This is a genomic window from Streptomyces sp. NPDC027663 (genome assembly GCF_055566415.1).
This window is the reverse complement of record NZ_JBVHSK010000001.1, coordinates 879184-902343: the sequence shown is the minus strand read 5'-3', so window position 1 is coordinate 902343 and position 23160 is coordinate 879184. Positions and strand designations below refer to the sequence as shown.

General features: G+C 72.1%; 23 protein-coding genes and 1 pseudogene. 10 read left to right on the top strand and 14 right to left on the bottom strand.

Features of this window, described 5'->3' with window-relative positions; translation table 11 throughout:
• Positions 1 to 12 precede the first annotated feature (12 nt).
• Positions 13 to 498 (bottom strand): annotated as a pseudogene (locus tag ACZ4SF_RS04030) (IS5 family transposase); the annotation flags it as partial.
• Between the two features lie 354 nt (positions 499 to 852).
• Here ACZ4SF_RS04030 and ACZ4SF_RS04025 point away from each other — a divergent pair.
• Positions 853 to 1449 (top strand): dihydrofolate reductase family protein, encoded by a 597-nt coding sequence (locus tag ACZ4SF_RS04025; protein ID WP_468377846.1) that lies wholly within the window; start codon positions 853 to 855, stop codon positions 1447 to 1449.
• A gap of 45 nt (positions 1450 to 1494) precedes the next feature.
• Here the strand turns inward: ACZ4SF_RS04025 and ACZ4SF_RS04020 are convergent, their stop codons facing one another.
• The 3 genes from ACZ4SF_RS04020 to ACZ4SF_RS04010 all read right to left on the bottom strand — a co-directional run bounded on the left by ACZ4SF_RS04020 (position 1495) and on the right by ACZ4SF_RS04010 (position 3283).
• Positions 1495 to 1803 (bottom strand): transposase, encoded by a 309-nt coding sequence (locus tag ACZ4SF_RS04020; protein WP_468377843.1) that lies wholly within the window; start codon positions 1801 to 1803, stop codon positions 1495 to 1497.
• 37 nt (positions 1804 to 1840) lie between these two features.
• On the bottom strand, positions 1841 to 2458 hold the full coding sequence (locus ACZ4SF_RS04015) for a GNAT family N-acetyltransferase (protein ID WP_468377840.1): 618 nt from the start codon (positions 2456 to 2458) through the stop codon (positions 1841 to 1843).
• Positions 2459 to 2713: 255 nt separating this feature from the next.
• Positions 2714 to 3283, bottom strand: a complete 570-nt coding sequence (locus ACZ4SF_RS04010; protein WP_468377838.1) for a hypothetical protein — start codon at positions 3281 to 3283, stop codon at positions 2714 to 2716.
• A 127-nt stretch (positions 3284 to 3410) separates the two neighbouring features.
• Here ACZ4SF_RS04010 and ACZ4SF_RS04005 point away from each other — a divergent pair, with 127 nt between their 5' ends.
• Positions 3411 to 3704 (top strand): hypothetical protein, encoded by a 294-nt coding sequence (locus tag ACZ4SF_RS04005; RefSeq protein WP_030655739.1) that lies wholly within the window; start codon positions 3411 to 3413, stop codon positions 3702 to 3704.
• Positions 3705 to 3804: 100 nt separating this feature from the next.
• On the opposite strand, the gene ACZ4SF_RS04000 is transcribed toward ACZ4SF_RS04005, so the two are convergent.
• Genes ACZ4SF_RS04000 through ACZ4SF_RS03990 form a run of 3 tightly spaced genes read right to left on the bottom strand, consistent with a single transcriptional unit; the run spans position 3805 to position 7114 of the window.
• Positions 3805 to 4875 (bottom strand): prenyltransferase/squalene oxidase repeat-containing protein, encoded by a 1071-nt coding sequence (locus ACZ4SF_RS04000; protein ID WP_468377835.1) that lies wholly within the window; start codon positions 4873 to 4875, stop codon positions 3805 to 3807.
• Positions 4872 to 5624, bottom strand: a complete 753-nt coding sequence (locus ACZ4SF_RS03995; protein ID WP_468377831.1) for a class I SAM-dependent methyltransferase — start codon at positions 5622 to 5624, stop codon at positions 4872 to 4874. Before ACZ4SF_RS03995 ends, ACZ4SF_RS04000 begins: the two co-directional genes overlap by 4 nt.
• Positions 5618 to 7114 (bottom strand): glycosyltransferase family 4 protein, encoded by a 1497-nt coding sequence (locus ACZ4SF_RS03990; protein WP_468377829.1) that lies wholly within the window; start codon positions 7112 to 7114, stop codon positions 5618 to 5620. The genes ACZ4SF_RS03995 and ACZ4SF_RS03990 overlap by 7 nt, the downstream gene beginning before the upstream one ends.
• A 220-nt stretch (positions 7115 to 7334) precedes the next feature.
• Here ACZ4SF_RS03990 and ACZ4SF_RS03985 point away from each other — a divergent pair, with 220 nt between their 5' ends.
• Positions 7335 to 7958 (top strand): TetR family transcriptional regulator, encoded by a 624-nt coding sequence (locus ACZ4SF_RS03985; RefSeq protein ID WP_468377826.1) that lies wholly within the window; start codon positions 7335 to 7337, stop codon positions 7956 to 7958.
• A 676-nt stretch (positions 7959 to 8634) separates the two neighbouring features.
• On the opposite strand, the gene ACZ4SF_RS03980 is transcribed toward ACZ4SF_RS03985, so the two are convergent.
• The 3 genes from ACZ4SF_RS03980 to ACZ4SF_RS03970 all read right to left on the bottom strand — a co-directional run bounded on the left by ACZ4SF_RS03980 (position 8635) and on the right by ACZ4SF_RS03970 (position 10671).
• Entirely contained in the window at positions 8635 to 8868 is a 234-nt protein-coding gene (locus ACZ4SF_RS03980) for a ferredoxin (RefSeq protein ID WP_468377823.1), read from the bottom strand.
• 3 nt (positions 8869 to 8871) lie between these two features.
• On the bottom strand, positions 8872 to 10323 hold the full coding sequence (locus tag ACZ4SF_RS03975) for an aldehyde dehydrogenase (protein ID WP_468377820.1): 1452 nt from the start codon (positions 10321 to 10323) through the stop codon (positions 8872 to 8874).
• Positions 10324 to 10467: 144 nt separating this feature from the next.
• Complete coding sequence (locus tag ACZ4SF_RS03970; protein ID WP_468377818.1) at positions 10468 to 10671, bottom strand: hypothetical protein; 204 nt, start codon at positions 10669 to 10671, stop codon at positions 10468 to 10470.
• Between the two features lie 212 nt (positions 10672 to 10883).
• On the opposite strand from ACZ4SF_RS03970, the gene ACZ4SF_RS03965 reads away from it, so the two are divergent.
• The 4 genes from ACZ4SF_RS03965 (at position 10884) to ACZ4SF_RS03950 (ending at position 15432) form a co-directional block, all read left to right on the top strand.
• Complete coding sequence (locus ACZ4SF_RS03965) at positions 10884 to 11927, top strand: hypothetical protein (protein ID WP_468377816.1); 1044 nt, start codon at positions 10884 to 10886, stop codon at positions 11925 to 11927.
• A gap of 246 nt (positions 11928 to 12173) precedes the next feature.
• Positions 12174 to 13286: a S1 family peptidase gene (locus ACZ4SF_RS03960; protein ID WP_468377814.1), complete on the top strand. Its 1113-nt coding sequence runs from the start codon at positions 12174 to 12176 to the stop codon at positions 13284 to 13286.
• 124 nt (positions 13287 to 13410) lie between these two features.
• Positions 13411 to 14313 (top strand): hypothetical protein, encoded by a 903-nt coding sequence (locus tag ACZ4SF_RS03955; protein WP_468377812.1) that lies wholly within the window; start codon positions 13411 to 13413, stop codon positions 14311 to 14313.
• Between the two features lie 90 nt (positions 14314 to 14403).
• Complete coding sequence (locus ACZ4SF_RS03950) at positions 14404 to 15432, top strand: MBL fold metallo-hydrolase (protein ID WP_468377810.1); 1029 nt, start codon at positions 14404 to 14406, stop codon at positions 15430 to 15432.
• 99 nt (positions 15433 to 15531) lie between these two features.
• Here ACZ4SF_RS03950 and ACZ4SF_RS03945 read toward each other — a convergent pair whose 3' ends face one another.
• The 4 genes from ACZ4SF_RS03945 to ACZ4SF_RS03930 are packed head-to-tail and all read right to left on the bottom strand — an operon-like array spanning position 15532 to position 19369.
• Positions 15532 to 16944, bottom strand: coding sequence for an FAD-dependent oxidoreductase (locus ACZ4SF_RS03945; RefSeq protein WP_468377808.1), 1413 nt, complete (start codon positions 16942 to 16944; stop codon positions 15532 to 15534).
• Entirely contained in the window at positions 16937 to 18142 is a 1206-nt protein-coding gene (locus ACZ4SF_RS03940) for an MAB_1171c family putative transporter (RefSeq protein ID WP_468377805.1), read from the bottom strand. The genes ACZ4SF_RS03945 and ACZ4SF_RS03940 overlap by 8 nt, the downstream gene beginning before the upstream one ends.
• On the bottom strand, positions 18142 to 18783 hold the full coding sequence (locus ACZ4SF_RS03935; protein ID WP_468377802.1) for a hypothetical protein: 642 nt from the start codon (positions 18781 to 18783) through the stop codon (positions 18142 to 18144). Before ACZ4SF_RS03935 ends, ACZ4SF_RS03940 begins: the two co-directional genes overlap by 1 nt.
• Complete coding sequence (locus ACZ4SF_RS03930) at positions 18776 to 19369, bottom strand: helix-turn-helix domain-containing protein (RefSeq protein ID WP_468377798.1); 594 nt, start codon at positions 19367 to 19369, stop codon at positions 18776 to 18778. The genes ACZ4SF_RS03935 and ACZ4SF_RS03930 overlap by 8 nt, the downstream gene beginning before the upstream one ends.
• 250 nt (positions 19370 to 19619) lie before the next feature.
• Between ACZ4SF_RS03930 and ACZ4SF_RS03925 the strand changes: the two genes are divergently transcribed.
• The 3 genes from ACZ4SF_RS03925 (at position 19620) to ACZ4SF_RS03915 (ending at position 22942) form a co-directional block, all read left to right on the top strand.
• Positions 19620 to 20666 carry a hypothetical protein gene (locus tag ACZ4SF_RS03925; RefSeq protein WP_468377795.1) on the top strand — a complete coding sequence of 349 codons (1047 nt, stop codon included), beginning with the start codon at positions 19620 to 19622 and terminating at the stop codon, positions 20664 to 20666.
• Positions 20667 to 21080: 414 nt separating this feature from the next.
• Positions 21081 to 22295 (top strand): prenyltransferase/squalene oxidase repeat-containing protein, encoded by a 1215-nt coding sequence (locus tag ACZ4SF_RS03920; RefSeq protein ID WP_468377793.1) that lies wholly within the window; start codon positions 21081 to 21083, stop codon positions 22293 to 22295.
• A complete protein-coding gene (locus tag ACZ4SF_RS03915; RefSeq protein WP_468377790.1) occupies positions 22292 to 22942 on the top strand; it encodes an SCO2322 family protein in 651 nt (216 codons plus the stop codon). The genes ACZ4SF_RS03920 and ACZ4SF_RS03915 overlap by 4 nt, the downstream gene beginning before the upstream one ends.
• Positions 22943 to 23160 lie beyond the last annotated feature (218 nt).

Here is a 23160-nt window from a genome sequence, read left to right as displayed (position 1 = left end):
CTGTCTCCCCGATCACGAGCGGAGCCGGATGAGGATGGCCGCGGCGGTGACGGTTCCGAGGAAGACGTACGCACTTTTGTCGTAGCGCGTTGCGACGGCTCTGGACTGCTTGAGCTTGTTCACGGCCCGTTCCACCGTGTTCCGCGCGGCATAGCGTTCGGTGGCGAAGCCCGGTGGCCGCCCGCCGCGTGAGCCTCACCGCTCACGGGCAGCGATGGTGTCGCGCTTCTCCGGGATGGCATGGCTGATTCCCCTGCGTCGCAGATAGGCGCGTATCTTGCTGTTGCTGTAGGCACGGTCGGTGCTGACGCTGTCCGGCAACCGCCGTGGCCGGCCCGAACCCACGCGCGGGACCCGGACCTTGTCCATGACGGGGATGAACTGGGTGCAGTCGGCCCGCTGCCCCGGGGTGACGAGCAAGGCCGGCGGACGGCACAGCCCATCCGAGGCCAGGTGCACCTTCGTGGTCAGCCCGCCGCGCGAGCGGTCCAGGGCCTCGCCGGGTGCGCCACCGCCTCCCGGCGGTTGCGGCGCATGTGCGCGCACACGTGAACTGGTCTTTGCGCAGCCCCCTTCGCCCTAGCCGGCAGGGGCCGGTGGCGGCTTCCTCGGAGCACCGGCCGCATGCTGATGGGCGCGGATTGGCTTTGTCCACTTCAAGTGACAGCGTTTGTCGGCTGGTTTGGGCAGCAGTTGAACCCTGGCGCGGGCGAATGTTCACGAGATTTGGCGGCACGGTGCTCGCGCTGGTTGAGACGAGTGCCATGATCACTCAGCGGCCTCGCACCTCGGCATGCCATCCGGCAGTGCCGGGCAGTAGCGCGCCGGCATGACCAATGGAAGGGACCCGGCATGCGCAGACTCGTCCACTACATCGCCACCACTCTCGATGGCTTCATCGCGGGCCCGGACGGCGGGGACCCCACCGGTCCCAACGGCTTCTGGCCCATACCGGAGGACTACATACAGCACCTCGTGGCCGAGTACCCGGAGACGCTGCCCGTCCAGGCCCGGCAGGCTTTGTCCGTCACGGCGGAGGGCACGCACTTCGACACCGTGCTGGAGGGGCGGCGCAGCTACGAGATCGGCCTTGCGGCCGGCATCACCGACGCCTACCCCCACCTGCGCCACCTGGTGTTTTCCCGGACCCTGACCGAGAGCCCGGACCCGGCCGTCGAATTGGTCGCTGACGACCCGGTGGCGACCGTGCACGAACTCAAGCAGCAGGCTGGCAAGGACATCTGGCTACTGGGCGGCGCCGAGCTCGCGGGCTCCCTGTACGCCGAGATCGACACGCTCATCCTCAAAGTCGGCCCGCTGACCATCGGCGACGGGATCCCGCTGTTCTCCCGCAAGGCTGCCTTCGACCCGCGCACCTGGACACTCGCAGACCACACCGTCCTCAAGAGCGGCGCGGTGTTCCTCACCTACACGCGCGTCGGCAGCTGAACGCTCCTGACGGGCGGCGCTTGTGAAGGTTCGGCGCGAGTGCGCTCAGAGGGTCACGCAAGCGCCGCCGTGCCAGTACCGTGGATGGCTGCAACAGAGGTGAGCGGCGTGGGGGCGCCCCGAGCTGGCCGCGGAGGGCGCGACCTTCGGCATCTGGGTGGCGCTTGTGGACGGTCTTCCACGGGCCAGAACGTTCCGGAGCCCTCTCCACTGCGCCCCGGTGCCGAGCCGGTGGATGATTCCGTTGATCACTTGGCGGTGGTCCCGCCACCGGCCGCATCGGTTGTTGCTCACCGGCAACAGTGACTCCAGCACGGCCCACTCAGCGTCGGTCAGATCACCCCGGCTCGTCATGAGCGGAACAACGAGCGACCTGACGCCAGCGGCAGGGTCAGACCGACGCGTGACCGGTTGTTTCCGGACGTCCACCGTGCTGGAACCACTCCGGCGCCAGGATCGACATCACCGTCGCGTCCACCCGCTCGCCCTCCCAGAGCAGCGCGTCACGCAGTACGCCCTCGGCGACGAACCCCACCTTCTCGTAAGCGCGGCGGGCTCGCGGATTGGACGCATAGACCTCCAGCGAGATGCGGTGCAGCCCCAGCTTCTCGAAGCCGTACCCGACGATCAGACGGGTCGCCTCCGTCCCCAGGCCAGATCCGTAGGTGCCGGGCACCAGGCAGATGCGGAAGCTGCAACTTTCGTTGCCTGGGTCCCACTCGTTGAGGACCGCCTCGCCGACGACGTTCCCCGTCGCCAGCTCGACCACGGCAAGGTCCAGCCGTTCATCTTGCTCCCGACGACTGTCGTACCAGGTACGTAGTCGCCCCTCATCGGGCACACCGTCGTCATGACTGCCGGTCAGCCGTGCTGCCTCTGTGTCCAGGAACATCGGCATCAACGCGGGCACGTCATCCACCGTGACTGGCCGGAGCAGCACCTGTTCCCCTCGTAGCGACGGCTTGCTGAGGAAATCCGGGCGTGAAGCATCTCGAACGTGATCAACCATGGCCGCATTGTGTCCGGCCGAACCGCCCAACGTCCTCCTGATATTCGCCACCGGACCCCGTGATCGGGGAGACAGGGCCTAGGTGTATTGACCCGCAGCGTTGTTGACGCGGCTGATGGGTGGGTGTCCGCCCAGTGCGGTGTGGCAGCGGTGAGGGCCTGTCGCCGCGTTGCGCCTGTCAGGTGCGGAGCCCATCGAGCTTCGTGGTCAGCCCACCGCGGCAACGGCCGGGCCAGGTGATCGAAGAGGCACTGCCTAGCCCTCGGCGAGCTGGGAGGCGGAGGGCACCTGGTCCTTGACCGGGGCCCCGGCACTCTGCCCCGCGTTCTTGACCTGGCCGATGACGTCCTCGAAGGAGCCTGCCGCGTTCTCGTCGCCCTTGCGCAACTTGGACGGCAGGCTCTTGAGGGCCTCGATGCCGCTCGTGAGGGGTGCGAGGGCCTTGGAGAGGGTGGGATCGCCCTGGGCGTTGCGCTGGGCCGCCTTGAGCCGGTTGTAGGCGAAGGCGCCGGCGAGGCCGGCCTTGACCAGAGCCGCCTTGCGGCCCTGGGCGCCCTTCTTGAACTTGCCGGCCTTCCACGGCTTCACGATCCACTGGTAGGTGGCGCCGGCCGCGAGGCCCGCGTTCGCGACGAACCGGGTCTTGGCGAACTTCTGACGCTCGGCCGAGGTGCTCGGGCTGGGCGTGTCCTGCTCGGCGGCGGCCACCGCCGACGCCGCCTTCGTACCGGTCGGCTTCTCACCGCTTCCGCAGGCGGTGGAACAGGCCAGCAGGGCACAGCACAGGGTGAGCGCCAGACAGAGGCGCCGTATCGGAACGGGCACGGAGTTCCTCCGGACGTGTCTCCCCGAGCGGTCGGCTTCTCCGGCAGCCTCACCCGGGGCGGGGCCGTGCGCCACTCGGGGGACGCCGTCCGGGTTTCACCGCCCGCCGCCCGGCAATCCGAAAGGTATGTCCCCTCGATATCGCAACGGTGCGAATCAGGCCGGGACGGTCATCGCGATCGTCGCCGACATCATGGCCCTCATCCTCGGCCTGTGGATCCTGATGTACCTGCTGGACGCCAACCGGGCCAACAGCCTGGTCCAGTTCGTCCATGACGCGGCCTCCTGGCTGGCCGGCTGGTCGCACGACCTCTTCACGTTCGACGAGGCGTGGGCCCGCGTGGTCGCCGGCTACGGCCTCGCCGCCGTGGTCTACCTCTTCGTCGGCCACGCCATCGCCAACCGCATGCACCGCCACTGAAGGACCCCGGCAGGGAACGCGCCCTGCAAGGAGGCGCGGGGAACTGCGCGAGCGGTCACGGCGGACACCCGCACCCGCCGTGCGCCGAAGCCCCCGCCCCTCAGGCGCAGCAATCCACCTCGAGCCCAGAAGGCAACTGCTCCCCGCCGAACACCGCACACGTCGCCTCGTGACCGCCCAGCGCGGCCACGGCCAGCAGCAGGGAACCCGCCGTCCAGGTGGTCAGTTCGCGGGGCCAGATCGCCCCGTCCTCGAAGACGTACCCCGTCCAGTACAGGCCGCTCTCGGGATCGCGCAGGTGCTGGATGGACTGGAGGATCTCCAGGGCCCGGTCGGACTCGCCCACCGCCCACAGGGCGAGGGCGAGTTCGCTGGACTCCCCGCCGGTCACCCAGGGGTTGGGGACGACGCAGCGCACGCCTAGGCCGGGGACGACGAACCGGTCCCAGTCGTCCTCGATGCGGGCCTTGGCCTCCGCTCCGGTCAGCGCGCCGCCCAGGACCGGGTAGTACCAGTCCATCGAGTAGCGGTCCTTGTCCAGGAAGCGTTCGGGGTGGCGGCGGATCGCGTGGCGCAGTGCCCCGGCGGCCAACTCCCAGTCGGGCTGCGGCTCTTCGCGCTGTTCGGCGATCGCGAGCGCGCAGCGCAGGGCGTGGTGGATGGAGGAGCTGCCGGTGAGCAGGGCGTCCGTGGCGGGCGTGCCGTCGTCCTCGCGGCGCCAGCCGATCTGGCCGCCGGGCTGCTGGAGCCGCAGCACCCATTCCGTGGCCGCGTAGACGGTGGGCCACATGCGGTCCAGGAACGTGTCGTCACCGGTGGACAGGTAGTGGTGCCAGACGCCGACGGCTATGTAGGCGACGAAGTTGGACTCGCGGGCGCGGTCGGTGACGTCGTCGTGGGCGCCGTCGGCGTAGGCGGCGTACCAGGAGCCGTCCTCGTTCTGGTGCCGGGCCAGCCAGTCGTACGCCCGCTCGGCGGCCTCGTGCTCGCCGGCCGCGTCCAGGGCCATGGCGGCCTCGGTGTGGTCCCACGGGTCCAGGTGGTGCCCGCGGAACCACGGGAGTGCCCCGTCCTCCCGCTGCACGGCCAGGATGCCGCGGACGGTCGCGGCAGCCTGCTCGGCGGTGAGGACCCCGGGCAGGACCAGGTGTTCTGTCCGGGGAGTGGTCACTTGGCGGCCACCCCGTCGGTCTCGGCGAGGCGCGGCAGGTGCGGCTTGGTCGCGTAGACCACGAAGCTCTTGCCGATCAGCGGGTTCAGCGCCTGCTCGGCGACCCGCGTGGCGAGCGGCTTCTTCATGATGTCCCAGACCAGCAGCTTGTGGTACGCCCGTACCGGCAGCGCCTTGTCGTTGTCGACGCCGAACGCGCACTTCAGCCACCAGTACGGCGAGTGCAGCGCGTGCGCGTGGTGGGTGCCGTACGGCTTGAGGCCCGCCTCGCGGATCCTGGCGAGGAGTTCGTCGGCCTTGTAGATGCGGATGTGGCCGCCCTCGACCTCGTGGTAGGCGTCGGACAGCGCCCAGCAGACCTTCTCGGGGCCGTAGCGCGGCACGGTGACGGCGATCCGCCCGCCCGGCCTCAGGACGCGCACCATCTCGGCGAGTACGCCCTTGTCGTCGGGGATGTGCTCCATCACCTCGGAGATGATGACGACGTCGAAGGACTCGTCCGGGAACGGCAGGGCGAGGGCGTCGCCCTCCATGGCCGTGGCGGTGGCGCCCTCGGGGGCCTCCCCGGCCTCCTTCATCGCCGCGAACCACTTGGCGACCTCGCGGATCTCCTCGGCGTTCTGGTCCAGGGCCACGACCTGGGCGCCGCGCCGGTAGCACTCGAAGGCGTGCCGGCCGGCCCCGCAGCCGAGGTCCAGGACACGGTCGCCCGGGGCGAGCGGGAACCGGGAGAAGTCGACGGTCAGCACGTGGCCCTGCTTTCGGGGTAGACGCCGGTGTCACTCGTCGAGGTCGCGGAGGCAACACTCGCGGAGGCCGCGGGGCGGCCGGGGGTCGGGGGCACGGAGCGCCTGTCGCTCGCCGGGGTCCGGTGGGTGTCCGCGGCGCGGCGCGAGCCGGCGGAGCGGGCGATGGCCTCGCGGTAGTGGGCCACGGTGCCCTCCGCGGCGCGGGCCCAGGTGAACTTCTGCAGCACCCGCTCGCGGCCGGCCCGGCCGAGGCGCACCCGCAGCTCCGGATCCCCGAGCAGCCGGCTGAGGGCGGCGGCCAGCTCACCCGCGTCTGCGGGCGGTACGGCCAGGCAGGTCTCGCCGTCGCGGCCGGCCACCTCGGGAATCGCGCCACCGGTGGTGGCGACCAGCGGGGTGCCGGTGGCCATGGCCTCGGCCGCGGGCAGCGAGAACCCCTCGTACAGGGAGGGCACGCAGGCCACCTCGGCGGAGCGGATCAGGTCGACCAGCTCGGCGTCGGAGATGCCCTTGACGAACTCCACGGCGCCTTCGAGGCCGTACCGCTCGACGGCCTGCGCGACCGGGCCCTCCTGCGGGCGTTTGCCGACGACGACGAGGTGGGCGGCCGGGTGCTCGGCGCGCACCTTGGCGAGGGCCTCCACGAGGAACACCAGCCCCTTGAGCGGCACATCGGCGCTGGAGGTGGTGACGATCCGTCCGGGGATCTCGGGGACGGCCGGATTCGGCGCGAACAGGTCGGTGTCGGCGCCGATGTGGACGACATGGACGCGGTCGTCACGAACGCCGAGGTGGTCCACGATCTCCTGCCGGGAGCTGCCGGAGACGGTGAGGACGGAGGGCAGGCGGCGGGCGACGCGCTTCTGCATGCGGGTGAAGGCGTACCAGCGGCGCACCGAGTAGCGGCGCTGCCAGTTCTCGGCGGCGTCCAGTTCCAGCTGCCGGTCCACGGTGATGGGGTGGTGGACCGTGGTGACCAGGGGCGCGCCGATGTCGCCCAGCAGCCCGTAGCCCAGGGTCTGGTTGTCGTGGACGACGTCGAACTCGCCGCGGCGGGCGCGCAGGTGCCGGCGGGCGCGCAGCGAGAAGGTCAGCGGCTCGGGAAAGCCGCCGGTCCACATGGTCGCGACTTCGAGGCCGTCGATCCAGTCCCGGTACTCGTCGCGCTTCGGGGTGCGGAAGGGGTCGGACTGCCGGTAGAGGTCGAGGCTGGGCAGCTCGGTGAGGGTGAGCCCGGGGTACCCCTCGTCGAGGACGGGATAGGGCTGCGAGCCGATGACCTCGACCCGGTGTCCGAGCCGGGCCAGTTCACGCGACAGATGCCGTACGTAGACGCCCTGTCCGCCGCAGAACGGGTTCCCTTTGTAGGTGAGGAGCGCGATGTCGAGCGGCCGCTCGTCGTTGGGGGCACCTCCCCGCTTGAGCGAAGCCGAAAGCTGGGGGAAAGCGGGTTCCTGGCCGGCACTCGCTTCCCGGGCCTCAGCGGTCACTCCGTGCCCCCTTCTGCCTGCACTGTCCCGCGAGACTACGCCGGGACGCTAATCTAGAACAAGTTTCAGACTTGATCGTTCAAGAGGCTCTGAATCTACCGGCAGGTAGGGGCGCTGTGAGCAGTGGATCGGGTGATTCACGCCACGGCGCGCGGCCCTGTGATGCCGTCCGATCACGAGCCCTACAGACACCCTCACCGACTGTCACGGAACGGGACCCATGCCTGCGGAAGCCAGCACTTCGCGTCCTGCCTCATCACCGCTCACCGAGCGGCAGGAGGCCCGCCGCCGGAGGATCCTGCACGCCAGCGCCCAGCTGGCCAGCCGGGGCGGTTTCGACGCGGTGCAGATGCGCGAGGTCGCCGAGTCCGCGCAGGTCGCCCTCGGCACGCTCTACCGGTACTTCCCGTCCAAGGTGCATCTGTTGGTGGCCACCATGCAGGACCAGCTGGAGCACATGCACGGCACGCTGCGGAAGAAGCCGCCCGCGGGCGACACGGCCGCCGAGCGGGTGGCCGAGACGCTGATGCGGGCCTTCCGCGCCCTGCAGCGCGAGCCGCACCTGGCCGACGCGATGGTCCGCGCCCTCACCTTCGCCGACCGCAGCGTCTCACCCGAGGTCGACCAGGTCTCCCGGCAGACGACGGCGATCATCCTGGACGCGATGGGCCAGGCCGACCCCACTCCCGAGCAGCTCTCCGCGGTCCGGGTCATCGAGCACACGTGGCACTCGGCCCTCATCACCTGGCTGTCGGGCCGCGCCTCCATCGCCCAGGTCAAGATCGACATCGAGACGGTGTGCCGGCTGATCGACCTGACGGAGCCGGGGCGCCGGGCGCACTGACGTCCTGTGGAGCGGGGGTGCCGGGCAGCGGACGCCTTGCCGAACCGGGGCGCCGTGGACGCGGACGCCTTGCCGAGCCGGGGCGCCGGGCACGCGGACGCCTTGCCGAGCCGGGGCGCCGGGCGCAGCGACGTCCCGGAGCCGTCCCGCGGAGCGGGGGCGCCGGGCGCCACGGAAGACCTGTCGAGCCGGGACCCGGACACATGAAAGACCTACGAGACGGGTTCCCTTCGCCGGTATGGTCCGGATCAGGTAATGGGGGTCGCCGTCCTGCCTGACTGCTGCTTTCCGGCCTCTCAGCCCTACCGTCGCTGTCGGCCTCGGCGGATGCCTCTGCGTCTCGCCCAAGTCGGCTACTCCGGTCGGACTCCCTCACTCGCCTCGTAGGCTTCTTCAGGATAATTCACCCACGGCTGACGGAACCCACCATTTAGCACCAATTCATAACAAGCCTCTCCCGCGGTGGCGGCCGGTCACCGGTGACCGTCTCCAGACCTGCTCCAGCTCCGCCCCGGCCCCGTCCCGCGGGCCCACTCCTCCAGCAGGCGGCGGGCCTCCTCCCGCTGGGCCGCCCTGCGGGAGCCGGATGCCGAAGCCCTCCCAGGCGTACCGGGCCGTGGCCCGGTCGCGCTGGACGGTGGCCGCGATGCCCGGGTTCCAGCAGGCCGGGCCGTCGCTACTCCTCGGGCGGGAACACCGCCTCCCCGCTGCCCAGCACCGTGATGACGATGGCCTCCACCGGGCAGCTCTCGGCCGCCGCCAGGACCTGTTCGCTCGCATCGGTGTCCGGTCCGAGCGGGTGGGACTGGCGGGCGGAGTCGAGGCGGAATCCGGCCGGTGCGTGATGGAGGCACTGGGCCGAGCCGATGCAGACCGAGCGGTCGACCTCGATGTGCCAGCGGTCGCCCATGGCCTACACCCCCGCCGGGAGGTGGATCATCTTGTGTTCGAGGTACTCGCCGTACCCTTCGGGGCCGAACTCCCGCCCGAGGCCAGAGTTCTTGTATCCGCCGAACGGGCCCAGCATGTCGAGGCTGAAGGTGTTGACGGAGTAGGTGCCGGTACGGACCTGGCGGGCGATGTCGATGCCGTGCTCGACGTCGGCCGTCCAGACGCTGCCGGACAGGCCGTAGTCCGAGTCGTTCGCGATCCTCACCGCCTCCTGCTCGTCGGAGTAGGGCAGGAGGCAGATGACCGGGCCGAAGATCTCCTCGCGGGCGATGCGCATGGAGTTGTCGACGCCGCCGAAGAGGGTCGGTTCGACGTACCAGCCCTTCTCCAGGCCCGCGGGCCGGCCGCCGCCGGTGAGGATCTTGGCGCCCTCCTCCTGGCCGATGCGGATGTAGTCGAGGTTCCTGCGCTGCTGCCGTTCGGCGACCAGGGGGCCCACCTGCGTCGCCGGGTCCAGCGGGTCACCCACCTTCAGGGCGCTCGCCGCCTGGGCGAGGGCGTCGGCGAACTCGTCGTGGCGGGCGCGCGGGACGAGGATGCGGGTCTGGGCCACACAGGCCTGGCCGTTGTTCATCCAGGCCGCCGGCACGATGCCGGACACCGCGGTCTGCAGGTCCGCATCCGGCAGCACGACCGCCGCCGACTTGCCGCCCAGCTCCAGGGTGACGCGGGTGAGGTTGCGGGCGGCGACCTCCATCACGCGCCGGCCGGCCGCGACCGAGCCGGTGAAGGAGACCTTGTCGACGCCGGGGTGGCCGACCAGGTACTCACTGACCTCGCGGTCGGCGGGGAGGATGGAGAGCACGCCCTCGGGCAGACCGGCCTCACGCGCGATCTCGCCGAGCAGGTAGGCGTCCAGCGGGGACTCCGGGGACGGCTTCAGTACGGCCGTGCAGCCCGTCAGCAGGGCCGGCGCGAGCTTGGCGGCGGCGATGAACTGCGGGACGTTCCAGGGGATCACGGCGGCGACGACGCCGACCGGTTCACGGCGGACGAGGATCGGGCCGAGGACGCCGTCACGGCGCTCCTCGTACGTGAAGTCGCGGGCGACCTTGATCGCCGAGTCCCACACCATCATCGCGCCGAGCGCCTGGGCGAGGACGCTCCAGGAGTACGGGGAGCCGTTCTCGGAGGAGATCACCCGGGCGATCTCCTCGTGCCGGGCGGCGATGCCGTCCTTGATACGGGTGACGACCTCGATCCGCTCCTCCGGCGTGGCCCGCGGCCAGGGACCCTCGTCGAAGGCGCGGCGCGCGACGGCCACGGCCCGGTCGACGTCCTCCCGGGAGGCGTGCGGCACCCGGCCGATGACCTCCTCGGTGTGCGGGGAGACCACCTCGATGACGTCCCGGCCCCGCGGGTCGGTCAACTCCCCGCCGATGAACAGCTGTCCGTGTTCCACGAGCTCGGTCATGGCCGACTGCCTCCCGCCGCACCGCACCGCATCCGCCGTTTCTGACGCTGTGTCAGAACTGATATCAGTTCTGGTTGAACTAGGCCAGACCCGGAGCCCGCTGGACCCTGCACGGCGGCGACCGGCCGGACGGCACGCCGCAGGCTAGAGACTCCGGCCGGAGAGAGTGGAGGCGGGGACGCCGGAGGAAACAAGACGCCGCTCGGCCTGGCTCACCAGCCACTTGTAGTGAGGCCACACCGGCACCTCCGGGAACATCGCGTCCCGATGTTCCATGAAGGATGCGGCGGCACACTTCAGCCTGGCCAGGGACTGAGCCCACAGCTCCAGGAAATCCCGCTCGTTCACGTACTTCTTGGCGCAGTAGCGTCGGCACCGCACGGGAGGGGCCCTGTCCGGTGCCGGCGCCACCGCGCGCCGCGGACCCCGCTCCCTGTGACAGCGGTGTACGGAACGTGTCACAGGGCTCGTACCACCACTTCCCGGCACTTCCCCCGGCTCCCACCGGGTGGGATGTTTTCGGCCGGCGCGGCCCACAGCGGGCCGCAGGGAGGGACGGGGTGGACACCTTGACGCACCAACAGCACCGCACCGGCGACGGCGACGGCGGAACCGCCGACAGGGCTCCGAGAACCGGCAGGGCCAGCAGGGCCGGCAAGACCGGCAAGGCCGGCAGGACCGGTGGAAGCGGAACGACGCGGAGGGGCCGGGCTGTGGTGGTGGCCGCCGCGCTCGCCATGGCCGCACCCCTGACCTTGGGCGCCGCAGGGAACGCGGGAGCGGCGGCGGACCCGTCCATCGTCTTCGCCCGCTACACCGCGACGGCATCCATCGAGGACCTCTACGCCATCTCCCCCTCCGGCGGCACGCCCGTCAAGCTCACGCACACCCCCACCGTCAGTGACGTGATGCCCAGTTGGTCCCCGGACGGCAAGCGGGTGGCGTTCGTCCGTTACGGCTCCGGCGGTGCCATCGACGGCATCTGGACCATGAAGACCACGGGCGGCGGCCTGAAGGCCGTTCCCGGCACCAAGGGCGCATCGGACCCTGCCTGGTCCCCGGACGGCAAGCGGATCGCCTACGCCAAGCCGGTCGGCACCCAGCGCGAGATCTACGTGGCCGACATCGACGGCACCCCCGCCAAGCGGCTCACCCACACCACGGCGGACGACCTCCACCCGACGTGGTCCCCGGACGGCAAGCACCTGGCGTTCAACCGCGCCGACGCGGCCGGGCACAGCAGGGTGATGCGGATCCGGCTGTCCACCCTGGCCCAGACGGCGGTCACCGCGGCCGGCTCCCACGACTGGACGCCCGACTGGTCGCACGGCAACCGGATCGCCTTCAGCCGCGTGGACTCCTCGGGCTTCGCCCGCCTCTACCTCGTCCGCCCCGACGGCACCGGACTGCACCGCATCACCGCGGCCCGCCTCAACGACAAGAACCCCTCGTGGTCCCCGGACGGCAGCCGCCTGGTCTTCACCCGAGGCGGTGGCGACGACGCGGATCCCGAACACCTCTACCTGGTACGGGCCGACGGCACCGGCCTGAAGCAGCTCACCAAGACCGACTCGCATGACCTGGAGGCGGACTGGCGTCCGTGAGCCGCCCCTCGTGGGCCGCCCCCCCGGGGCGGCCCACGAGGCCGGGCGACGAGCCGCGACGGCAGGGCTTCGGCTGGTCGGCGCGCTCTCGAGTGCGGTGCTTCCGGGGGCTGTTGACCACAGGTGGAAGCTCATATGTCACTTCACGCACGGAAGGGATCAGTTGCCGCACCATCTCCTATAGTCACGGGCAGCTCAATTCGCACGACTGTTCCACTGGTGTCGAAAGACCCTTGGAGGTCACACGTGAGTCATCCCTGGAAGAGGCTCTTTCAGGTTCTGCCCGCCGCACTGCTGGTCACGGCCGCCGCAACAGGCCCGGCATTCGCCGGGGACACTCCGAAGCCGCTCACCAGCCCGACCCGGGCGACAGCCCTCGCGGAACGGCTCGGAGACGACCGGACCGGCGGCGTCTACTACGAGGACGGCCGCCTCGTGGTCGCGGTCACCGACCAGGCGGCCGCCCAGACCGTCCGGGACGCGGGAGGCGTCCCGAAGCTGGTGGCCCGCAGCACGGCCGAACTGGTCTCCATCCACCACGAGCTGGACCGGCTGGGGAGCATCCGCAACACGGCATGGGGCGTCGAGGCCGACACCAACCAGGTGAACGTCGAGATCTTCGACGGAGCGCCCGCCGGCAGCCGGACCCGGATCGAGAAGGTCGCGGCGGCTCACCCGGGTGCGGTACGCATCGACCGGGTCCGGACCAAGCTGTCCTTCAAGGAATCCGACCTGCGCGGCGGCAACGGCATCACCTCCGACGGCTGGCTCTGCAGCGCCGGGTTCAACGCCAAGAACTCCTCGGGGACGGTCTACACGCTCACCGCCGGCCACTGCGTACCGGGCACCGGCAACATCTGGTACATGAACTGGAACAACACCAAGATCGGTACCCAGACGGCGTCCGCCTTCGGATCGGGCACCGGCGGGGCCTGCGACGGCGTGGACCGCGCCTGCGACTGGGCCACCATCAAGGCGGACGCCTCCGGCATCCACCCCTACGGGATGGTCCGGTACTGGGGAGGCACCTACAAGCAGATCGACAACTCCCGCTTCGCGGCGGAGGACGAGGAAGTCGACCGGATCGGCGTCTCCAGCCAGGACACGACGGGCCACATCACCAAGACGAGCGTGACGGTCAACATCGACGGCAAGACGATGTACGGCATGTACGAGTCGAACGTGTGTGCTTTGGGCGGCGACAGCGGAGGGCCGCTGCTCCATGGCACGACGGCCCTGGGTCTGCTCTCCGGCGGCAGCGCCGAGACGACGTGCACCTCGTCCTCCAGCGGGACCTACCGGAACTACTTCACCCGGGTGCAGACGGTGCTGGACCAGCGCGGCCTGCACGTGTACTGACGACGCGGAAGGCGCGTCCACCGACCGCGCGTCCTGCCGGTCCGCAGCAGCCGGTGAACCTGTCGCGGGCCGGCCGCGTCACAGGAGCGCGACAGTCTGCTACGCCGTCCCTCCGGGAGGTCATATGCGTGTCAGTTCATTGCGCTCCGTCAGCCTGCTCGCCGCGGTGGCCCTGTCCGCCGTCGGCCTGGGGGCCGTCTCCGGCTGCGGCGGCCGGCAGGAGGCGAGCGGTGACGTGAAGGTGGTGGCACAGCGCGCCCGGCAGGTCGCCGCGGCCTGGGACGGATCGACCGCGGCCGCAGCGTGGCGTGCCGGCTACCACCCCATGGGTGACGTGACCGAGCTGCCGCGGGGCGGGCTGCGGAGCAGGGCCGACAAGCGGGCCTACGACGAACAGCGCTTCGTCCTGCGAGGCAGGTTGCCTGCCACCCGGTCGAAGAACGGCCGGGTGGCATGGGACGGAGGCCGGTCGCTCACCCGGCCGCTGGTGGGGGCGGAGGCGTCGTACAGGTCCCTGGCCGGCACCCGCGACGCCGGCAAGGCGCCGCACCTCACCGTGACCGGGGCGAAGCTGGGCGAGATGAGCGTGGCCACCAGCCGTGGACCGGCGACGGTACCGGCCTGGCTGTTCCGCCTGAAGGGGTACGACTCTCCCCTCAAGCGGGCCGCCGTCGTCCCGTCGGGACTCCCCCGGTCTCCGATCGGGCGGGCCGTCGACGTCCCCGGACTTCCGCTCGACGGGCTGGTCCGGATCTCCGCGGACGGGCGGGCGGTGACCGTGGTCGCCGTTCACGGTGCCTGCGACGACGGCCCGGTGGTGGATGTGCTGGAGACATCCGGCAGCGTGGTGCTGTCCCCCTTCGTCAAGGACGGGGAAGACAGCGGCCCCTGCACCAAGCAGGCGAAGCTCCGGCGGGTGACGGTGAGACTGGACCGCCCCCTGGACGCCCGCGTGCTGCTCGACGCGCACACGGGCCGGCCGGTCCCCTACAAGCCACCCCACGGTGCTTCACCGAGCTGGAGCTGACCCGGGCAGCACGCCCACCGCACACCCCTCTGATGTGAAACCAGTTCTAGTTATAGTGGGCAGCGGTCGTGGGTGGAGGGGGCGGATCAGATGGTGGAGACGTTCGATCACGGCGGGGGCGTGCACTCGGTCCGGGTCCCCATACCTGACAATCCGCTCGGCTACACGCTGGTGTACGTCGTGGACTGCGACCGGGGCCCCGTGCTGGTCGACACCGGCTGGGACGACCCGGCGTCCTGGGACACCCTCGTGGCGGGGCTGGCGGCGTGCGGTACGGCGGTCCACGAGGTGTACGGCGTGGCCGTCACCCACCACCACCCCGACCACCACGGGCTGTCGGCGCGGGTGCGTGAGGCCTCCGGCGCCTGGGTGGCGCTGCACGCGGCCGACGCGGCGATCGTGCGCAGGGCGCGGGAGACCCGGCCCGAGCGGTGGTACGCGTACATGGCGGCCAAGCTGGAGACGGCCGGGGCGCCCGCGGAGCACGTGGCCCCGCTGCACGCGGCTCGTGGCCGCCGTACGCTGCCGGGCCTGTCCCCCGCCCTGCCGGACCGCGAGATCGTCCCGGGCGAACTGCTCGACCTGCCAGGCCGCCGGCTGCGTGCGATCTGGACCCCGGGGCACACACCCGGCCACGTCTGCCTGCACCTGGAGGAGGAGCATCCTGGCCGGCTCGCGGGGCAGGGGCGGCTGTTCAGCGGGGATCATCTGCTGCCCGGGATCACACCGCACATCGGCCTGTACGAGGATCCCGACGACGTGACCGTCACCGATCCCCTCGGTGACTATCTCGACTCCCTGGAGCGGGTCGGGCGCCTCACCCCGGCCGAGGTGCTCCCGGCCCATCAGCACGCCTTCACGGACGCTGCCGGCCGGGTACGGGAGCTGCTCGCCCACCACGAGAGCCGGCTGTCCGGCCTCCTCGCCCTTCTCGCCGAGCCCCTCACCCCGTGGCAGCTCGCCGAACGCATGCAGTGGAACCGCCCCTGGGCCGAGATCCCCTACGGCTCCCGGAACATCGCGGTCTCGGAGGCCGAGTCCCACCTGCGCCGCCTGGTCAAGCAGGGCCGCGCGGAGCCGGTGCCCGGGAGCGAGCCGGTGACGTACGTGGCCGTCTAGCCCGCCCGGGGCCACCGCCTCCCGTCACCGCCCTCGGCCCGGACCCGCCGCCTCCCGTCACCGCCCTCGACCCGGCACCCACGCCTTGCGCCGCCGTCCTCAGCCCAGCCCCGCCGCCTGCCGTTCCCGCTCCGTCAGCGGCGGGCCGGGGAGGGGGCCCTTGCGGGGGCCGAAGGCGATGTGCCAGAGCATGTCGGGGGCGAACAGGCGGGGAGGCGGGGTCTTCAGGCTCATCACGTCCAGCAGCCCGCGCAGGGCGTGCGGGTTCTCGGAGCCGGCGGCCACGGCCTTGTCGACGTAGGCGGTGAGGAGGCGTTCGACGAAGGTCGGCGGCTGGGGCGCGGCCCCGGGGTAGTAGGCGTCCTGGCCGACCGCGAGGTTCCACGCGTTGCCGACCGGCCGGGCCACCGCGCGCTGGATGCGGCGGGCGGTGCCGGGGGCGGTGGGGCCGTACCGGTCGAGGACCCGGCCGAGGGCGATGACGCTCTGCGCGGCGACCGACAGTCCGTGCCCGTACACCGGGTTGTAGCCGGCGACGGCGTCCCCGAGGACGGCGAAGTTCTCCGGCCAGGCCTCGGCCTTCTCGTAGTAGCGCCGGCGGTTGGCCGTGCTGCGCGTGGTCACCGGATCGGTCAGCGGCTTGGCCTCGGCGAGGAGATGGCCGATGACCGGGTCCGTGAGGCCGGTGAGCGCGAAGTGCTCGAACGCGTCGGGGTCTGCGGTCGGCTGCCCCCCGCGGGTGCCGGAGAGCGTGACCAGCCAGCGGTCGCCCTCGATCGGTGCGACGACCCCGCCGCGGCCCGGTGCGTCCCGCGGGTCGGCCTGCACGTTGACCACGGGGTAGCGCAGATCGGCCGTGGTGCCGGGAGCCGCGTAGATGCGGCTGGCGTAGGCGACGCCGGCGTCGACCACCCGTTCCTCGACCGGGGCGTGGCCCAGCGCCCGCAGCCAGTTGTCCGCCTGGGAGCCGCGTCCGCTCGCGTCGATCACCAGGTCGGCGTGGAGGGCGGTGCGCTCCCCGCCGGCGCCGGAGTGCACCTGGACGCCGGTCACCCGGTGCCGGTCCCCGGTCAGACCCGCCACCCGGGTGCCGTCGAGCAGGGTGATCCTGCGCCGGGCGAGGACGTCGGCGCGGATCACCGCGTCCAGCAGGTCCCGGCTGCACACGATCATGTGGTGCCGGGAGTCGGTGAACCGCCGGAACCACTGCCCGGAGGGCGCCTTGCTGACCAGGTCGGACATCACCCCGATGAGTCCTGCGCCCCGGCCGGTCAGCTCGCCGGTGATGCCCGGCAGCAGCTCCTCGAGCGCGGCCACCCCGCCGGACCAGAGCAGATGGGCGTGCCGGGCCTGGGGCAGGCCCTTGCGCGGCTCGGGGCCCGCCGGCAGCCGGTCGGCCTCCACGATCGTCACCTCGTGGAAGCGGCTGGCGAGCACGGACGCGGCGAGCATGCCGGCCGTGCTGCCGCCGATGACGAGCGCGGTACGGCGGACGGTGGGTATGTCAGGCATGTGAGGTGAGACCTTCCGTGGCGACCGCCTGCCGGCGGAACCTTTCGATGGCGGCTGCGTGGAACCGCAACGCGTGGGCTACCGACTCCAGTTCGCCGGGGTCGGAGGCGAACCCTGGGAGCCCGGCCGACGGCTCGCGGTGCGGGTCGCCGGGTGCGTGCAGCTCGGCCGCCGCGACGAGGACGTCCACCGCGCCGGCGATGCCCCGCGCGACGCACTCCGGGTAGCCCACCGACAGCGCTGCCTTCCCGACCTGTTCGCGCCGGGCTCCGCTGAGGTGCGGGGCCAGCTTGAGCAGACCGTCGTTGATGGCCGCCCGGCGCAGTTCGAGGCGGAGGGCTGCGCCGCTGACCCGGCCGGTCGCGGGGGCCGCCGGTGCGGTGACGGTCAGCATGGTCTGCCACAAGGGCTTCAGGCGCCGGTAGGAGCCCACCAGCCGACGGCGCTCCTCGATCAGCGGCCCGGCCTGTCCGGCGATGAAGGCCACCGCCACCAGGGCGGCCTCGGCGATGGCGAAGGGCGGGGCGGCGTACGTGGACAGCCAGTCCCAGTCACGGCCGCTCCACCGGGCACCGATCGCGGCGAGTTTGCCCAGGTCGAAGAGGAGGCCGAGGGCGTAGGCCTCCTGCAGGAAGATCACCGCCCGGCGCAGCCAGGTGTCCTCGACCTTGCGGTACCAGGTCCACAGCATGCCGGCCGCGATCAGTGCGGACACCAGGTGGGCGCAGAGGTAGAGCAGGACGAACTCGCGCATCCAGGGCGTGTCCGCGTAGTAGGTGTCGAGGTCGCGCAGCCGCTCCACGTGGTGGTCACCGAGCAGGAACGTCGTCCACAGGCCGACGATGATGATGCCGTACGTCATCCAGACCAGCCGGGTGTTGCGGCGGCGGACGGCGGACGGCGGGTCGCGCCAGGTGATGATGAGCCACAGGCAGGCGCCGCAGTAGGCGGTCAGCAGCGAATAGACCCACAGGCCGGCGAAGTTGGGGATGCCGGCGAGCCGGTTGATGCGGTGCAGGTTGGCGGGCGGCAGCGAGGCGAAGACGATCGAGCCGATGCCCAGCAGCACGGCGGTGGCCCGCAGGATCGGGTCCTGCCAGGCGCGCCGCAGCACCGGGAGTTTGATCACGAAGGCCACGGCGAGCAGGCCGGCCGGGACGGCGTAGGCTGCGAAGCAGCCGGCGATGTCCCAGTGCATCAGGGCCCGCCGATGTTGCCCAGCGAGGAGGACAGCCGGTCGGTGAGGGTGTCCTGGGTCATGCGGCCGGCCGCGCCCGGCCCGACGACCTTGGAGAACTTGGCCGCCAGGCGCAGCCCGCACTCCTCGGCCTCCCATTCGGCCGCGGCCGCCGAGGCGGCGGGCGAGCGGGTGGCCATGGCGACGACCCGGTCCCAGGGGATGTCGTCGTCGGCCCGGGACAGCAGCCGGCGTGCGGCGGCGGGCAGCCCGGACGGGTAGTGCACGTCGAGCGTGCCGTAGTGGATGTGGCCGATCTCGTGCCCGGCGATGACGAACTTGTGCGTCTCCGGAGCCCGGTCCTCGACCACGACGATGTAGTCCTCGTCCCGGGCGAGGGTGATCCCGGAGACGTCCAGGCCGGGCGGGAAGGCGACGAACTTCAGCCGGACCGGGCGGTCCAGCTGCGGGCTGAGCGTGTCGCACAGCGCACGCAGGAAGGTCTTCGGACCGGTCGGCGGGCTGAGGGTGCGGACGGTGTCCCGGACCAGCCGGTCGAGGAAGCGCTTGGGAGACCTCGGCGGTTTCGAGGGCGCCGCCGGGCGCGGGTACTTCGCGGGCTTGCCGGAGGCGGGGGGCGTCGAGCCGGTCGGTTCAGGCACGCCCGCTGTCCTTCACCCGCTCCGAGGAGATGATCATCTCGGCCAGGTCGGCGAGGGTGGCGAGCTGGTGGGCGTTCATCTGCGGGGCGCGGGCGGCGAGCCGCACGAGTCCGCTCTCGCGAAGCCGCAGCAGCGGGTCCGCCTCCGCCTCCAGGCTCTGCAGCACCGGCTGCAGGGCCTCGTGCAGGGCCTCCGGTTCGTCCGCGGTGAAGAAGCCGGCGGACAGGCCGAAGAAGCGGCGCAGCCGGTCGGCGTGTTCCAGGCTCGGCATGCCGCTCTTGCGCCACTCGCTCAGCCACTGCCTGCTGGTTCCGGCGATCCGGGCCAGCTCGTCCAGCGAGTACCGCTTGCCGTCGGGACGGCGCCGGCTCTCCCGGATGAAGTCCAGCCGCTGGCGCACCCGTTGACTCAGACAGGTCTCGGGAGCCCGGCCGCCGGAGAGCAGTTCCACGACGGTGCAGACCGGGATGCCGGTGCGGTAGGAGAGGCCGGCCACGTCGAGGGCCTCCGGCAGGCGGCCGGGCCGACCGGTCAACTCGCCGAGCCGGTGCAGGACATCGGCCAGCGAGACATAGGCGTCACTCACCGAGGTCCCCCCTGGGCGTGCGTCCGTTCGGTGGCTGGGCTGACGCGAGGCTACCCGGTCGCCCGTTCGGCGACCAGACGTGACAACGCCGCCTGCGCAATTACGCAGCAATCGTTGACAGTTGGGGGCCGTGTGGGTGAGGATCACTGCACAGAGAGCAAGATCCGACCCGCCCCGGGTGCCGCCTATGGGGGAGCGGCATCCGGGGTGTCTCTTGTCCGCCTTCCCCCCGAGGAAGGGGCAGGCATCCATGGCGCAGCCCGTCCTGCTCCTCGGGGCCGGACGCCGGGGCACCTGCGGCGAGTTCGCGCTGGCACGGATCGCCGCGGTCCGCCCGGTGGTCCTGGTGGACCCGGATCCGCCGGCCTGGGCGCGCCCGTATCTGACCGGCCATCTCGCGGCCGACCCGGCCCGGGAGACGGAGACGGCCGAGGCGGTGGTGCGGTACGCGGCCGGATGCCCGCTCGACGGCGTACTGACCTGGTCGCCGCAGCATCTGGGCTGCGCCGCGCGGATCGCCGGCCTGCTGGGGACACCGGGCCTGCCGTACGAGGCGGCGACGGCCTGCGCCGACCCCGTCGCGTTACAGACGCTGCTGGGGCGGCACCGGGTGGCGCCGGCCGGCCCCGAGGACGCGGCGGGGCCACTGGTGTCCGCCGAGACCGTCGTCCTGGACGACGAGGTCCGCATCGTCGCGCTCACCCGTACGACGACGGGCCCGGCCCCGGCCCGCAGCCCGCTGCGGCACTGCGTCCACGCGCACGACGGGCTGCTGCACAACCGGTTCCTGCGCCAGTGCGTCGAGCGGACCGTCCGGGGACTCGGGCTCGCCCACACGGTCGCGCACATCACGCTGCGGCTGACCGACCGCGGCCCCCGGGTCATGGACGTCGCCCCGTTCCTGCCCGGCGATCTGATCCCGCTGCTGGTGCAGCGGGCGACCGGTGTCGACCTCGCCCGGGCCGCCGTCGCGCTGGCCACCGGCCGGCTCCCGGAGCTGACGCCGACCCGGCAGCGGGCCGCCGCCGTGCAGTTCGCCTACCCGGCCGCGACCGGCCGCCTGACCCATCTGCACCTGGACCCGGCCGCCGCCCACGAACCGGCCGCCGAGCGGATGGTCCTCACCCGGCGGGCCGGCGACCCGGTGACGGCGGCCCCGGACGGGGACGTCGGCGACCGGCTCGCGCACTGGGTGGTGACGGGCGAGGACATCCCGGAGTGCGAGGAGGCGCTGCGCCGCATGGCCCGCCATCTGAGCGCGACGGTGACCCCGGCGGCCCGCACGTACGCGGCCTGAGCCGGCCGTCTCCCCGTCACCAGTGGCCTGAGCCGGGTGTCTTCCCGCCGTCCCCCGTCACCGCGGTGGCCGTGACGCCGGTCACCGGTGCGGTGTGCCCACGGCCACCCCTCGGCTCGCTCGGGACGGCCGGTAAAGTGGCGGGGTCGTCATCACACCCGTACGGGGGGAAGCCGGTGCAATTCCGGCGCCGACCCTTCCCCATGCTCTCGGCTTCGCTCGAGCAGGGGAGACACCTGTCCGTGAGCCGCCGGAGGAAAAGCGGTGAGCCGGACTGCCCCGGGACGGGACGTTGACCGGCTCGCGTGCGTCGGCAGCCCGCCGCGCACGGCACCGTCGAGGTCCACGGAGCCGAGCCGCGCGGGTGTTCCCCTGCGCTGCCCGGCTCCTCACAGGGAGAGGCAGTCGCCGACCATGAACGTACGCCGCAGTGCCGCGGCTCTCGCCGCCGTAGGCGTGTTGGCCGCCGCCGCGCCCGCCGTGGCCGCGTCCCCGTCCCCCAAGCCGTCGCAGGCGCTGCCCTCCGGCCTCTACGGCACGTCCGACCCGACGTACGACGGCGTCTGGCGGCAGTCCCTCGCGCTGCTCGCCCAGCACCGGGCCGGTGTCGAGCCCGCGACGAAGGCCGTCGACTGGCTGGCCCGGCAGCAGTGTGCGAGCGGGGCGTTCGCCGCCTTCCGCGCCGAGACCGCCAAGGCCTGCGACGCCAAGCTGTCGGTCGACACCAACAGCACGGCCGCCGCCGCCCAGGCCCTGTCCGCGCTCGGCGACCACGACACCGAGGCCGGCAAGGCGGTGTCCTGGCTGAAGTCCGTCCAGAACAAGGACGGCGGCTGGAGCTACATGCCGGGCGGGCCCAGTGACGCGAACTCGACGTCCGTCGTCATCGGCGCGCTCAAGGCCTCCGGCGACGACCCCGGAAAGGTCCTGAAGGCCGGCAAGTCGCCCTACGACGCCCTGCTGAAGCTCGCGCTGCCGTGTGCGCAGGGAGGCGCCTTCGCCTACCAGCCGGACAAGAAGGGCAAGTTGTCGGCCAACGCGGACGCGACGGCGGCGGCCGTGGTCGGCGCGCTGGGCCAGGGCATGGTGTCGGCGAAGGCCGGTGACACGTCGGCGGCCGGGTGCAGCGACTCCTCCCGCCCCACCCCGGAGCGGGCGGCGGCCAACGGCGCGGCGTACCTGGCGAAGGCGGTCGCGAAGGACGGCCACCTGATGTCCGTCCTGCCCGGCTCCAAGGACCAGCCCGACTACGGCAACACGGCGGACGCGGTCGTGGCACTCGCCGTGCAGGGCGGTTCCAAGGCGGCACAGGGGCCCCTGAAGTGGCTGGAGAAGAACTCCGCGGCCTGGGCCGAGAAGAGCGGGCCGGCGGCCTACGCCCAGCTGATCCTCGCGGCCGACACCGCGGGAGCCGACCCGCGCCACTTCGGCGGCCAGGATCTGGTCGCCCTCCTGAACGCGACGGGTCCGGCCCCGCAGACCGACAAGGCGGACAGGTCCGAGGACCAGCAGACGAAGTCGGACGACTCGGACTCCGGTACGAGCGTCTGGTGGATCGTCGGCGTCGGTCTCGTCGCCGGCGCCGGCATCGGCTTCCTGCTCAGCGGCCGGAAGAAGCGCCAGCCGTGACCGCCGTCCGCCGTGCCGTGCCCGTGCTCGTCGCCGCGCTGCTGCTGCTCGGCTCCGCGGGCCGGGCGGGCGCCACCGGGTACCGCTACTGGTCGTTCTGGGAGCGCAGCGGGGGCCACTGGACGTACGCCACGCAGGGTCCTTCGGTCGTCCGCCCCGACGACGGTGCCGTGCAGGGCTTCCGGTTCGCGGTGAGCGCGGACTCCGCGGACGCGAGCCGGCCCCGGGGTACGGCGGACTTCGACACGATCTGCGGGCGTACGACCGCGAAGGCCGGCACGAAGCGGGTGGGGCTGGTCCTCGACTTCGGTACGCCGTCGGATGCGCCGTCCGGCGAGACGCCGCCGGGGCGGCGGACGGCGTGCGCGCGGGTGTCCCGCGACGCGTCCACCGCGGAGGCGCTGGCCGCTGTGGCCAAGCCGTTGCGGTACGACAGCAATGCCCTGCTGTGCGCGATCGCCGGGTATCCGGGGAAGGGATGCGGAGAGCAGGTCTCCGCCCGGGGCAAGTCCGGCACGGGCGGCGCAGCGGACCAGGGTTCCGACAGCGGACCGTCGCTGGGCCTGCCGATCGGCGCGGGTGTCGTCGCCCTGCTGGCCGGGGCGGCGGTGTGGCAGGTACGGCGGCGACGCGATGACGCGGGGTGAGTGCGGGCCGTCGTGCGAGTGCGGGTGCGGGTGCGCTGGGGCCGGGCGCGCAGTTCCCCGCGCCCCCAGGGAACTGCAGGCACCGCAGTCGAATTCGCACCGTAACTGCGAGCCGTCCTGCGCGTGCGGGTGCGCTGGGGCCGGGCGCGCAGTTCCCCGCGCCCCCAGGGAACTGCAGGCACCGCAGTCGAATTCGCACCGTAACTGCGAGCCGTCCT